Source organism: Pedobacter riviphilus (assembly GCF_014692875.1).
Classification (GTDB): Bacteria; Bacteroidota; Bacteroidia; order Sphingobacteriales; family Sphingobacteriaceae; genus Pedobacter; species Pedobacter riviphilus.
The window spans coordinates 4,570,796-4,584,502 of the sequence record NZ_CP061171.1; the positions used below are offsets into that span (position 1 = coordinate 4,570,796).

15 protein-coding genes are annotated in these 13,707 nt (G+C 37.6%); 13 read left to right on the plus strand and 2 right to left on the minus strand.

Annotation, left to right across the window (positions count from 1 at the left end):
• Positions 1–100: 100 nt before the first annotated feature.
• Positions 101–2,473: a M1 family metallopeptidase gene (locus tag H9N25_RS18750; protein WP_190326857.1), complete on the minus strand. Its 2,373-nt coding sequence runs from the start codon at positions 2,471–2,473 to the stop codon at positions 101–103.
• Positions 2,474–2,484: 11 nt separating this feature from the next.
• Positions 2,485–3,069 carry a HupE/UreJ family protein gene (locus H9N25_RS18755; RefSeq protein WP_190326858.1) on the minus strand — a complete coding sequence of 195 codons (585 nt, stop codon included), beginning with the start codon at positions 3,067–3,069 and terminating at the stop codon, positions 2,485–2,487.
• Between the two features lie 256 nt (positions 3,070–3,325).
• Here H9N25_RS18755 and H9N25_RS18760 point away from each other — a divergent pair, with 256 nt between their 5' ends.
• From H9N25_RS18760 to H9N25_RS18820, 13 genes are all read left to right on the plus strand, one after another.
• A complete protein-coding gene (locus H9N25_RS18760; RefSeq protein ID WP_190326859.1) occupies positions 3,326–3,991 on the plus strand; it encodes a class I SAM-dependent methyltransferase in 666 nt (221 codons plus the stop codon).
• A 54-nt stretch (positions 3,992–4,045) separates the two neighbouring features.
• Complete coding sequence (locus tag H9N25_RS18765; protein WP_190326860.1) at positions 4,046–4,558, plus strand: DUF6702 family protein; 513 nt, start codon at positions 4,046–4,048, stop codon at positions 4,556–4,558.
• A 134-nt stretch (positions 4,559–4,692) separates the two neighbouring features.
• On the plus strand, positions 4,693–5,961 hold the full coding sequence (locus H9N25_RS18770) for a DUF7033 domain-containing protein (protein ID WP_190326861.1): 1,269 nt from the start codon (positions 4,693–4,695) through the stop codon (positions 5,959–5,961).
• A gap of 90 nt (positions 5,962–6,051) precedes the next feature.
• Positions 6,052–6,696: a uracil phosphoribosyltransferase gene (gene upp, locus H9N25_RS18775; protein WP_167295647.1), complete on the plus strand. Its 645-nt coding sequence runs from the start codon at positions 6,052–6,054 to the stop codon at positions 6,694–6,696.
• Positions 6,697–6,751: 55 nt separating this feature from the next.
• Entirely contained in the window at positions 6,752–7,051 is a 300-nt protein-coding gene (locus tag H9N25_RS18780; RefSeq protein WP_223833436.1) for a low molecular weight protein tyrosine phosphatase family protein, read from the plus strand.
• A 40-nt stretch (positions 7,052–7,091) separates the two neighbouring features.
• Positions 7,092–7,781 carry a YjjG family noncanonical pyrimidine nucleotidase gene (locus tag H9N25_RS18785; protein ID WP_167295648.1) on the plus strand — a complete coding sequence of 230 codons (690 nt, stop codon included), beginning with the start codon at positions 7,092–7,094 and terminating at the stop codon, positions 7,779–7,781.
• Positions 7,782–7,856: 75 nt separating this feature from the next.
• Entirely contained in the window at positions 7,857–8,561 is a 705-nt protein-coding gene (locus tag H9N25_RS18790; protein WP_190326862.1) for a DUF4476 domain-containing protein, read from the plus strand.
• Positions 8,562–8,580: 19 nt separating this feature from the next.
• Positions 8,581–9,093 (plus strand): DUF1569 domain-containing protein, encoded by a 513-nt coding sequence (locus H9N25_RS18795; RefSeq protein WP_167295650.1) that lies wholly within the window; start codon positions 8,581–8,583, stop codon positions 9,091–9,093.
• Between the two features lie 45 nt (positions 9,094–9,138).
• Entirely contained in the window at positions 9,139–9,753 is a 615-nt protein-coding gene (locus tag H9N25_RS18800) for a hypothetical protein (RefSeq protein ID WP_190326863.1), read from the plus strand.
• A gap of 78 nt (positions 9,754–9,831) precedes the next feature.
• Positions 9,832–11,151, plus strand: a complete 1,320-nt coding sequence (locus H9N25_RS18805) for a flippase (RefSeq protein WP_167295652.1) — start codon at positions 9,832–9,834, stop codon at positions 11,149–11,151.
• Positions 11,148–11,795, plus strand: coding sequence for a class I SAM-dependent methyltransferase (locus H9N25_RS18810; protein WP_190326864.1), 648 nt, complete (start codon positions 11,148–11,150; stop codon positions 11,793–11,795). Before H9N25_RS18805 ends, H9N25_RS18810 begins: the two co-directional genes overlap by 4 nt.
• A gap of 13 nt (positions 11,796–11,808) precedes the next feature.
• Positions 11,809–12,570 (plus strand): class I SAM-dependent methyltransferase, encoded by a 762-nt coding sequence (locus H9N25_RS18815; RefSeq protein ID WP_190326865.1) that lies wholly within the window; start codon positions 11,809–11,811, stop codon positions 12,568–12,570.
• 163 nt (positions 12,571–12,733) lie between these two features.
• Positions 12,734–13,651: a glycosyltransferase family 2 protein gene (locus H9N25_RS18820; protein WP_190326866.1), complete on the plus strand. Its 918-nt coding sequence runs from the start codon at positions 12,734–12,736 to the stop codon at positions 13,649–13,651.
• The last annotated feature ends 56 nt before the right edge of the window (positions 13,652–13,707 follow it).

Consider the following 13,707-nt stretch of genomic DNA (forward strand, 5'->3'; position numbering starts at 1 on the left):
TCTCGCGAAAGCGAGAATCTTAATACCACCTACAAATACTACTAAGGCATTACGATTTCCAATCAAGTTGGGAATGACGATTGCTCAGGATATAATGCGGCTATTTACCCGCTGCGGCCTGCATTGGGTTTTTACCAACCGATTGGCCTCTTACTGTTCCACCCGCTTTGGTTTTATATACCTTAAACTTACTTTCTTTTGCTTTACCGCCCCAAGTATTATTTGAAGTATCAATATCTGCGGTTTCGCGTAATGGATCAATTAAAATAGAGGCTACTTCTTTGTTTTTAACATAGAACTTAGCTGTTTTCAATTCATTATGTCTCCAAATCTGCGCCGGAATACGGTCTATTTCCTTTGTTCCGTCTTTATACGTAAATTCAACAATGATCGGCATTACCAAGCCTCCTCTGTTGCTAAAGCTTAATTCGTAAAGAAATTTGTTGCCATATTTGTCCTGTTCAGCCGAAGGAACAGCTTCTAATGTTGCAGCCGTTTCGGTTTTGGTAGCAACAGTGGTATCAACAGTAACCATTCCTCTGTCGTATTTATAATAGAAATCTTGTGCTCCAGGAGTTTTATCTACATAAAAATTAATCTTCTTATCCTCACGGTTTCTGATTTTCGAAATATCTTCAAAGGCATTAACAGCGGGTTTATCAATTTTAACCATTTTCGATTTGGCTTCCGGTAAATCTTTAGGAAAATCGGCTTTTGCAAATTTCACACTATCTAAAGATATATCGCAGGGATCGGTTCCGTAAAACCAGCCTCTCCAAAACCAATCTAAATCTTCACCGCTGGCATCTTCCATGGTACGGAAAAGATCAGCAGGCTCTGGATGTTTAAAAGCCCATCTTCTCGAATATTCCTTAAATGCATAATCGAAAAGTTCTCTTCCCATGATGGTTTCGCGAAGGATATTTAAGCCGGTAGCAGGCTTCGAATAGGCATTCGGACCGAAACGGGCAATATTTTCAGAGTTGGTCATAATTGGTTCCAACTCGTCTTTAGGCAGTTTCATGTAATCAACAATGGTATATGCCGGCCCTTTTTTACTTGGAAATTTGTTATCCCAGAGTTCTTCGGTTAAATACTCTACAAAAGAATTTAGTCCTTCATCCATCCAGGTCCATTGGCGTTCATCACTATTTATAATCATCGGGAAGAAGTTGTGTCCAACCTCGTGAATAATTACACCTAACATCCCATTTTTAGTGCTTTCGCTGTATGTACCATCAGTATCTGTGCGGCCATAGTTAAAGCAGATCATTGGGTATTCCATTCCGTTTGCAGCCTCAATACTTTGTGCAACCGGATAAGGATAAGGGATAGTAAAATCTGAGTAGGTTTTAATGGTATGCGCCACCGCACGGGTAGAAAACTTGCTGTAAAGGTTGTATGCTTCCTTTCCATAAAAACTCATACACATTACAGTATTGTTATTGGCCTGAATTTTTTGAGGCATCGCATCCCAGATAAACTTGCGGGAAGATGTCCAGGCAAAATCGCGGACATTATTCGCATTAAAAACCCATGTTTTTTTAGCTGTAGATTTTTTGGTTTCCGCCAGTTTAGCTTCAGCCAAGGTTTGGATTTCTACCGGCGCGGCCGCAGTTTTAGCAGAATTATACCTACTTAATTGCGTGGGATTTAAAACAGCGCTATAATTGATACACTCTCCTGTTGAACCCACAAGGTGATCAGCTGGAACTGTCATTTGAACTTTAAAATCGCCAAAGGTTAAGGCAAACTCACCTCTACCGGTAAATTGATGGTTCTGCCATCCCTGAAAATCGCTGTATACACACAAGCGTGGGTACCACTGGGTCATGGTAAACAGGTAGTTTCCATCGGCTGGAAAAAACTCATAACCTCCACGGCCACCAACACTCATCCGGTCAGAAATTTTATAGTTCCAATCGATATTGAAGATAAATTTTTGCCCAGTTCTCAGCGCAACTGGCAAATCAACCCTCATCATGGTTTTATTAACCGTATAAGGTAAGTTTTTGCCGGTTGCATCGGTTAATTTGGTAATATTTATTCCATATCCGTTATTTCCTGTTGCAATTAACTGATCTAAATTTTTAGTATTTCCGGGAGCAGGCATTTTAGTCGCATCCTGATAATTGGCATTTCTATCCGTGCTATGCTCATTTTCATCAAGCTGCAACCAGATATAAGTTAATGGATCGGGAGAGTTGTTGGTGTAAGTGATCGTTTCAGATCCCGTTAACAACAGATTTTTTTCATCCAGCTCGCATTTGATGTTATAATCGGCACGTTGCTGCCAGTATTTAACGCCCGGCGCTCCGCTGGCTGTACGTTGTTCGTTAGGTGTCGGTAAAATGGTGCCCAATTGCTCAAACTTATTCCCATGGTTGCTCCCTGGGTTATTCTGAATGTTTTGGGCCATAGCCACACTACCAGAAAAGAATAGCAGGCCGGTTAAAGTAAATAGTTTATTCATTATACAGTTTATTAAAAAGGAATTCGTTCTAAAGCCATTTTTAAAGCCAGGCTAAATACGGCTGCTGATATAAATAAAACCCAGCTTATGCGCTTTATGCGAGTATAATTAAAAATTAAAAAGGTAATTAAAAGGATGAAGATCACCATAAAAACCTGTCCGGCTTCTAAGCCTACATTAAACCCAAATAGGCCACAGCCAATATTCTGATCTTTGGCCAGCATTATCCGGATGGAGTTTGCAAAACCCATTCCATGGATTAGCCCAAAGCCAAGTGCCAAAAAATAATTGATCTTGATTGATTTTAAGGAGAAATTCTTTCTGAACAAATTGCTGATTGCGGTAATTACAATGGTACAGGGAATTAAGAACTCTACCCACCTGCTATCAAACCTGATAATATCTAATACACTTAAAAGTAAGGTAAATGAATGACCAATGGTAAAGGCCGTAACCAGTATGAGCACCTGTTTTAAATTGACATAACTATAAATAGCAACCAGTGCCAAAATAAACAGCTGGTGATCTAAAGCATCGGCACTGATAATGTGCGCCCAACCCAATTTAAAATAAAAGATAAAATCTTGTAACGGCATGAATAAAAAGCTAACTATTGAGAATAAAATAGTTTACAATAGCTAAAATTATATTTTTAATTACAAAAAGCCTAAATATCATTCAAACAAACCCATAAATACCAAATTTGTTACTAATTTTTAGCGCATTTAATACTTTTTGATGAAATTTTATCACAAATAACAGGGTTTACAGTTGTAAACAAAATTGTTGTTTCATATACATCGCCAATACAGTAACTTGGTACTTACAACTATTGGTCTTCTATCTGATACTATGCTTTGTCTTAAATATTATCTGCAAAAACCAGAAAAAGGTTTCGATCCGGTTCCAAAAGCTTTTGCAGAAAAATATGCAGCAAATGAATACAAAAAAATTGACAATGAAATAATAGAGGTCATAAAAAGCCATTTAGGTGATTTCGAAAACAAAACTTTACTTGATCTGGGTGCCGGTCCGGGGCAATATAGTATCGAATTTGCCAGGAGGGGTGCAAAAGTGACCTGGCACGACATTAGCCGGAATTACTTAACCATAGCAAAAGCTAAAGCTAAAGACGAGAATATAATGGTAGATTTTTCATTGGGTTATTTAGAAGAAGCCCATGGCAAGTTCGATGTTATTTTTAATCGTATATGTTGGTATTACTGCATCAACGATTACCGGTTTGCAAAATGCATCTATAAATTAATTAAAAAAAATGGGTATGGTTTTATTGTGGTTAACAATGAGAAGTTTCTTCAGGAAGAACTTGAAAAAGAATCAGGATTTAGAAAATTGGCCATTAAAATGAGTTATTGGCTCAATGAAAATTTTAACATTAAGCTTATGCATGTTCATCCATCACATAAGAAACTAAGTAAAATATTTGCCAGCTTAAATTTCAGGCACTTGCATTTAGAACAATGTGGACACAACACCTTAATTACATTTAACAAGTAGACTGATTATCTGTTAACTTTGCCCTCCTTAACCCTTTTAAGAAAAGATTTAAATATGTTGATACGTAAATTAAAATATAGCTTTTTGCTTTTGTTTGTTGCTTTTTTTTCCGTTGGAGCAGGAATAAAACATCCATTACATTTAAGTACAACAGAAGTAAGCTTTAATGCGAAGGATAAAACTTTAGAAGTAAGCTGTAAAATCTTTTCTGACGACTTTGAGGCAATTTTAGCCAGATTATACAAACAGAAAACCGACCTGAGCAATCCGAATATGAAGAATGCCATGGATGAATTGGTAAAAAAATATCTACTTTCTCATTTACAACTAAAAGCCAATGGGAAAGCTGTTGCCATGAACTACATCGGATTTGAGATCGATCATGAGGCCACTAATATTTATCTTGAGGTAGAGAAAATTCCGTCTATAAAATCTGTTGAGGTGAACGATACTATTTTATATGACATGTTTGATGATCAGATGAGCATTGTACATATTGTAAAAGGCTCCAACCGTAAAAGCACAAAAATCCTTTACCCTGAAAAAAAGTTCACAGCAAACTTTTAATTGTAATTTTTGTATTAAATTACGGCTCAATGTTAAATTACCGTTAATTTTAGAGGCAATATTATTAAAGTTAATATCTGCTGAGAAATATTTCTTGTAATCTTTTTTTAAATACCGTGTTATTAAAATAAGTTATGCATCTAATCATCTTCTCCAACATATTAACGCCTCGGATAAAATATATCTTTAACTTTATTTTTAAAGATATTCTTAAAACAGAATTAGAATTTACGGGCAATCGCCAATATTTTCTACAGAGTGAGCATATCAAAATCAGTTATGGCGAAGAGCCATTAGGTGAGGAACTTTTCTTTAAGCATACCGCTTTACTCTTCTCCAATAAATTAGAAGAAATTAAGCCAAAAACGATTCCTTTTGGCGAATATCAGGCTCCTTTTCCGGTTGCACAATCAACCCTGCCATTTGATGTTTTTGCTGCCTCATTTTTTATATTAAGCCGATATGAAGAATATTTTTATCCAAAAAAAAACGAAGAAGAATTTAAGCCATCAAAAAGCCATCAGCATAAATGGAAGATTTTAGATAAACCGATTATTGATGAATGGGCATTGATCATTAAAAGTTTGATCAAAAAAAAACATCCACATTTTAAGTTCCACGAAAAGAAATTCCAGCACCAGCCAACCATTCACTTCAATGTTTTGCCCAACCTACCCGAGGGATTATTAAATAGGGCCAAATTTATTTTTAGTGCCGTCTTTAAAAAAGAAAACAATTACCTGAGCTCGAAATTTGACAGGTTAACAGGGGTAGGAATTAATAATGAGCAGGTTTTGGGTGAGGTAAACCAGCTATTTTCTTCAAAAAAAAGTAATCCTCTTTATTTTGTCGATTTCCCTGACGTGCCGATAAATTATATCAGGATAAACGGTGTTTCAAAAACACTTAGCAATCAGTCAGTTGGATTATTAAGACCTTGTGCCAGCGATAAGCAAAAAATGCTCGAGATTAAAGAAGGCCTAGTTAAACTCAAAAAAATCAACCCAAACACCGCACCTGTAAGTAGTCAGCAGTTAGAAGTATTAAAATTCCCCATTTGTTATTTAAATATTCTTAATTCCGGTATTACTTCCGATTATTCTATGGGCTATAGTAATGTAGCTGGTTTTAGGGCCGGAACCTGTACGCCATTTAACTGGTACGATCTTCAGCTCGAAAAAGTAACCCCTTTAATCGTTAATTCTTACTGCCTCACCGATTATATTCTTCAGTTTTTAACACATGAGGCAGCCACTAAAACACTACACCAATATATCAGTGCAGTGAAGGTGGTAAACGGTGCCTTTTATAGCAGTTGGAGCCTAAAAAGCCTGTCTTCAAATGCAAAATACAAAAAACTAAAGTCGCTGTTTAAAGAAATGCTCGATTACGCGGGAAATTGATTTTAATTTAATTTATCCGGCTTAAAATTGCTAATTTTAGTAATTAAACGTCCCACTGGAATAAACCTGTAAGATACCGGAAACATTATTATGATTTTTGATGTAAGCAAGACAAAATCTATCGCCAATACCTTTATTGCCGAACTTCGGGATGAAAACATCCAGAAAGACTCGATGCGTTTCCGCAAAAATATGGAAAGGCTTGGTGAGTTTTTTGCCTACGAAATCAGCAAATCATTGGAATATACCATTCAAGAAATCGTAACCCCTTTAGGTGTATCGTCTTGTGAGGTTTTAACTCAGCAGCCCGTTTTAGCTACCATACTCCGGGCCGGTTTGCCACTTCAGCAAGGCTTGCTTAACATCTTCGACAAAGCCGAATGTTGTTTTATTTCTGCTTACCGAAAAGTAAAGAAGAGCGGCGATTTTGTGATTCAGATGGACTACATTTCTACCCCGGATTTAGAAGGAAAAGTTTTGATTATGGCCGACCCAATGTTGGCAACGGGACAAAGCATGGTGATGTGCTGTAAAGAACTGATCAACCGTTACAAAATTGCAGAACTTCATATCGTTGCCGCAATAGCCAGTACCGAAGGTGTTTCGCATGTACGCGCCAATTTACCTAAAGCAAAACTTTGGCTTGGCGCAATCGACGAAGAAATGACCAGTAAATCCTACATCGTGCCGGGGCTTGGCGATGCCGGGGATTTAGCCTATGGAGAGAAGGTTTAATTTTTAGTCCAAAGTCCTTAGCCTTAAGCCCAGAGCCAGTGAACATTCTCTTTGTATGCAGCAGAACAAATGGCGTAGCGCCACTGCCGAAAACATCTACAAAAACCATCCCGATCATCAGGTGAGGTCAGCGGGAACAGCGCCATCGGCCAGGATTAAAATCAGTGAAAAACTAATCATCTGGGCCGATCTCATCTTTGCGATGGAGAAAAAGCATAAACAAAGGATCATTGAACGTTTTCCTGAAGAAACCTACGAAAAGGAAATTATTACACTCAATATCCCGGATGAGTATCAGTATATGGATGAAGAACTTATTGAAGAGCTAAACGCAAAAGTTGCCGATTATTTATAAATCAAAAATCATTAGGCTACCTTTGTGAAAATCACCACTCATGAAAAAGCACATTTTCTTCGACCTTGACCACACGATTTGGGATTTTGACCGCAATGCCGAAGAAACATTAAATGAGCTATACCAAACTTATAAACTAGAGGAGCTCGGCTTAAAATCGTGTGCAGATTTTATCACCACTTATACCAAAAATAACCATCAGTTATGGGCTGATTATCACTTAGGAAAAATCACCAAAGATTTTTTAAGATCAGAGCGCTTTAGCAAAACGTTTATTCAACTGGGTGTTCACCCTGATGCCGTTCCACATCAATTTGAGGATGATTATGTAAATATTTCGCCAACTAAAACCAACCTGTTCGAAGGGGCAGAAAATGTTTTGGGTTATCTAAAGCAAAAATATACCCTGCATATCATTTCTAACGGGTTTAAGGAAACAACCTTAACCAAAATGAACCTATCGAACCTTAATCCTTATTTTAAAAACGTCATCATATCAGAAGATGTTGGCGTAAACAAACCCAATCCTATTATTTTCGAATATGCATTAGATAAGGCCAAAGCCTTAAAGGCAGAAAGTATTATGATTGGCGACAGCCTTGAAGCCGATATTTACGGTGCATTAAACTTCGGTATGGAAGCGATATTTTTTAATCCTTTACAAAAAGAGAAGCCCAATGATGTGCAGAAAGAAATTATTCACCTCGAAGAGTTGTTAAAACTTTTTTAATCTCCTCCTTTTTGTTTGGTTTTGGCATTCATTTGGCATTAGTTTAACACACACACAAATGAAACCTTAATTAAAATGAAGAAAACCATCTTTTTAGGATTGGCAATGCTTTTTGCTACCCTAAGTTTCGCTCAAAACAACCGCAGTTCTGCTGAAGTATTCCTGCAAATTGTTAATCCAGGCAAGTATAACGTGTATTTAGACGATGAACTTGTTGCATCAGCCAATGGCAGGTTCCGTTTTTACGATGTATACAATACCGCACCAATGCTATCTATTATTCAGGGCAATACAGTAATCTTGAAACAGAGAATAAGAGTTGTTCCACAACAAAGGCTAGTTTTAAGTTTGGAAGATAAGCAGTTAATTACTTTAAAGCAGCTAACGATCTACCGGAACAGACAGTATGCGCTTAATGATTTTGACGGCTATACCGGAGACTATAATACAGGGATCATTCCGCCCCTACCGCTACAGCCCGAGTTGAATTACAGATTACTATCTGACGAAGCTTTTCAGACCTTTTTAACGCAATACAGAAGGGAAAGTTTTGATGATGGAAGATTAAGAATGATAAATGTGGTGAGCAAAAATTCGTCACTGCTGAGCGCTCAGGCGAGGGTACTCTTAAAATCTTTTACCTTTGATGACGAACGTTTGAAGGTAGCCCGCAACCTTTATAAAAACGTTGCCGACCCGCAGAACTATTTTATCTTATCCGATATTTTTGTTTTTCCGTCTAATAAGGACGATTTCTTAAAATATTTGGAGAAACAGTAATTCAGCTTATCTTTATTAAATGACGGCTGCAAAAATTAAGGCATCGATACATAAAATTGTCGATGCCTATAAATCGAAATTATCTCACTATTCTGAAGATATTTTTCAAATCACTCCACCCAATGCTGGCTGGAGTTACAGTGAAGTATATTCGCATATTTTCGATTCAAGCCTGCTCTCCTTAATTGCACTCGAACGCGCCGCAAGTGGCAAAGGTGAAAACAAACCCACACTTTTTATTGTAAAACTGATTTTGCTTTTAGGTACCCTGCCGCCGTCAAAAAAGTATAAAGTTCCGAAAAGACTGGCCGAGCGTGTTAAAAAAATCAGCAAAACAGAAGCGCTCGATTTTATTTTGGAGTTTGAAAAAGGTCTTGATGATAATTACCCCACAATTGCCCATGCAAAAGCCGATTGTAAAACAAAACACCCACGGCTAGGCTACTTAAATGCCAAACAATGGTTAAGATTTATCGAAATTCATTTAAAACACCATCTCAAACAGTTAGAAAGAATAGAAAAGAGTTTTTAGGCATAAATTAATTTCGCCATATTTGGGTAAACTAAATTCAGCGCCATGAAAAACACCTTTTACCTATTAGTCATCGCTGTTCTTTGTGCCTGCAATAGCGAAAAGAAAGAAACTACTCAGGCGGTTATTCCAACTCCAACCGGAATACAGGGACTCCAAAAAAGCAATACCGTTCAGCCCGCAACACAGCAAGCTAAAACCAACCTTATTTTCAATCCGCCGCATGGCGAAGCTGGGCATACCTGTGCATTGGCTGTTGGCGCGCCATTACACCAAACAGCTGCAGTTCAACCACAAAAAAGTGTTAGTTCACAGCCAGTAACCATTCCAGCGCCTCCTGTAATAAATACTTCAGGTAAAAAACTAAATCCTAAACACGGAGAACCTGGTCACAGATGCGATATTGCTGTTGGTGCTCCTCTTGATAGTAAACCAACGCAGATAGTTACCGCGCAGCCAGCAGTAAAGCAAGCTGTAGCGATAAAAACCGGGAAGGGTTTGAACCCACCTCACGGCCAGCCCAACCACAGGTGCGATATTGCTGTTGGTGCGCCTTTAAACAGCAAACCTGTCCAAGCTGTAAATACAACCCCTATACCGACACCTGAAACTAAAACTTCAGAAACAAAAGTGCTGGAGACAAAAAATGAAGGGAAATAATCGTGTATTCATTGTGTCCTTAATATTTTGAATTTTCAGCACCTAACTTAACGCACATTTTTTTACATCTTTGCGTTAATGAAATTACCCGCCATAAAAGGTTTTGACGAAGAAGCGTTTAACAAGTATTTAAAAAATACGGGGTGGGTTATGTTTGGCAAAATACTGAGCATGATTGTTGGCTTTGTTGTCGCCAGGTTCCTGGGACCAATTTCCTTTGGTGATTTAAGCTTTGCCGATGCATTTACGGCAATTGCTGCAGCTATTGGCGCCTTAGGCTTGGATACTTTCATTATTAGAGAAATATTAAACGACCCGGCTAAAAAAGATGAAATATTAGGAACTTCCTTATTACTAAGGTTAGGCGTTAACCTATTATTGATCCCCATTTCAATCGGTTTATATCTTGTTTTTCATAAATTATCAGACAATCCCGGCGAACCATTAACCTATGTGGTGGCACTGCTGTCTTTTGCCGCGTTTTTTAAATCATTCAATGTAATCGATTCTTACTTTCAATCACAGGTACAATCTAAGTATGTAGTACACATTCAAAATATCTGCGTAATACTTTCAGCGTTAGTAAAAATTTTATTAGTCGTTTTACATTTACCTGTAATCTGGTTTGCCTGGGCATTGGTTTTCGATGGTTTTATCTTAGCCCTTGGCCTTGTTTTACTTTATCAAAATAAAGGATTAAATCTATTTGACTGGCATTTTAAGAAAAGTCGGGCAAAATCACTTTTAAAGCAATCAGCTCCTCTAATACTATCGGCTGTTATGGTATCTATTTACATGAAAATAGACCAGGTAATGTTAAAAACAGAAGGAAGTAGTGCTGTTGGAATTTATAGCGCCGTAGCCAAAATTAGCGAGGCCTGGTATTTTATACCCGTTGCAATAGTTACTTCTGTTTTTCCCGCCCTGATAAATGCCCGTAAAACAGATCATGGCCGCTATATTAAACGCCTGCAAAACCTATATGACTTACTCGTTGCAATAAGTTTACCTGTTGCAATAATTATTACTTTCGCATCAACACTCATTATCCGTATTATTTACGATAATCGTTTTGAAGGTGCAGAACACATGTTACCCATCCACATCTGGTCGGGGGTATTTGTATTTTTAGGAAGTGCCAGCTCCCAGTACTTATTGGCAGAGGGCTTTACAAAGATTTCCTTTTACCGTACCGCTTTTGGAGCGATCATAAACATCATGTTAAACTTTTGGCTAATACCACGCTATGCTGGTATTGGAGCATCAATTGCAACCCTAATAGCCTGTGCCTGTTCGGCATTTTATATTTTATTAATCCCCAAAACCAGACAACAAGGTATAATGATGTTAAAATCATTATTTTTGGTCACCGCATTTCAAAAAATATTTAAACGTTGAGTACTCTTAAAGCATTAACCACATTAATTTCAAAGCCCAGCAGGCTTAAGGCATTATTATCTTACGGACATAAAGGCTACCTGAACAGCATTGGCTGGTTTACGGCTTTCGATAAAAAACAGGCCGTAGACGGACAAGGGAAAGCTTTGCCTTGGGTAACCTATTCTTTTATCGATTTTATTAAAGAGCGGATAAACAAAACACAGCATATTTTCGAATATGGCTCTGGCAGTTCTACTATTTTTTATGCAGAAAGAGCAGGTTCGGTAACTTCTGTGGAGCACGATAAAGGCTGGTTTGATAAAGTAAAAAATACAAGTCCGGCCAATGCCGAAATGATATTCTGCCAATTAGAAAAGGATGGGGAATATGCTAAAAAAGCAACCTTACTCGATAAAAAATTCGACATTATTATTGTTGATGGGCGCGACCGTGTAAACTGTTGCAAGTATAGCGTGGCTGCATTATCAGCTAATGGCGTGCTGGTTTTGGATGATAGTGAACGTGAAGTGTATAATCCGGCCCGTGTGCTTTTAAAGGCCCAAGGTTTCAAAGAAATTAGTTTTAGTGGAATTTCGCCAGGCCTTTTTTACGAAAAAGCAACCTCAGTTTTTTATAAGCAAGATAATTGTTTAGGTATTTAAATCAGTAAGCACCATGTTAAGCGAAGAAGTAAAAACCGCCTACGATAATTTTTATACCAATAGCGATGTAGCATGGAGAATGCTTGGCGCAAAATATAAAGCGCAGAACATTGTTGATGTTTGCAAAGGGTTAAAGCCTAAAAAAGTGCTTGAGGTTGGCGCCGGAGATGGCAGTATTTTACATTTTTTAAATGAATGGCATTTCGCACCAGAACTTTATGCGTTAGAAATTGCACAAAGTGGTGTCGATATTATAAAAGACCGTAACCTTGCCAGTTTAAAAGAAGCACAAACTTTTGATGGATATAAAATCCCTTATGGAGATGATGCATTTGATCTGATTATTCTTGCGCACGTTTTAGAACACGTAGAACATGAACGGATCCTCATTCGCGAATTGAAAAGGGTAGCAAAATATATTGTAGTTGAAGTACCTAAAGATTATCGCTTCGGTGTAGACCAAAGAATGAAGCATTTTCTTGATTATGGGCATATTAACATGTACACGCCAACTTCTTTAAGATTCTTGTTACAGAGTGAGGGTTTAGAAATTTTAGCAGATAAAGTATCAATGACAGCGCCAGAAACGGTAAAGTTTAATGAGTTTATCAATAAAAAAGCCCCTAAAACATTTTCCAAAAACCTAAAAATAGAGCTGGAATACCGGATTAAAAAAACCTTAGGCAATTTGTTTGGGAAGAAAAAGCAAGAACAGTTTGCAAATGCCTACACCGTGTTAACCAAAAAGTCTGACCATAATCTACATATATTTTAGGGGTCGGGCGATCGTCATTTCGAGCGAAGTGCAACGAAGCCGAGAAATCTTTATAGCTTGATTCTTAATATAATTTAAAGATTTCTCCGTTCCGCGGTGCTTCAGTCGAAATGACGGAGGAACTGAGCAGTTTATTGATGGACTTAATTGATAAAAAACAAAAATGCAAAACCTTGCCCCAATAGCACTTTTCGTATACAACCGTCCGCAGCACACCGAGCGTACGTTACAATTCCTGCAGCAAAATGAACTGGCAGCACAAAGCCATTTGTATATCTTTTCCGATGGTGCCAAAACAGTTCAGGATGAAGAAAAAGTTGCAGCGGTAAGAAAAATCATCAAAAAAGCAGATGGTTTTAAATCGGTTAAGGTAATCGAAAGTAAGACAAATGCAGGCTTGGCCAATTCGGTAATTGCAGGGGTAACCAAATTAATAGCAGAATACGATCAGGTAATTGTGTTTGAAGATGACCTGGTTACTTCGCCCCATACCTTAGCCTATTTCAACAATGCGCTAAACCATTACCGCGAAGAGCAAAAAGTAATGCACATTGGAGCCTATATGTATCCCTTAAAATCAGATAATCTTTCACAATCGTTTTTCTACAGGGCAGCTACAAGTTGGGGCTGGGCGACATGGGGAAGAGCTTGGAAAAACTTTGAGCCTGATATAGATGTTCTTATTAAGCAGTTTGATAAAAAGAAAAGAACTGCATTTTCCATCGATAATAAAATGAATTTCTGGAAACAGATGCAGGAATTTAAAAAAGGGAAAAATAATAGCTGGGCCATAAGATGGTATGCCTCTATCTTTTTAAAAGGAGGCATTACACTTAATCCATCGCAATCACTGGTTAACAATATTGGGCATGATGGCACTGGTGTACACTCAGGAATAAACGATATCTATAACGTAATTATCAACCCCAAACCAATTGTCGAATTTCCAACGGTAATAGCCGAAGATCCTATTGCATACAAAGCCATTAAGAGCTTTTTGATTAAACGGAAAGGCAATATGGTAACCCGGGTTAGGCGTTTTGTAAAAGAAAAGCTTGCACAATACTTTTCAAAGAAATAATTAAGCCAATATAGCTCACTGTTGTAGACAATTAAAAAAATGACAAACCTTTTTTT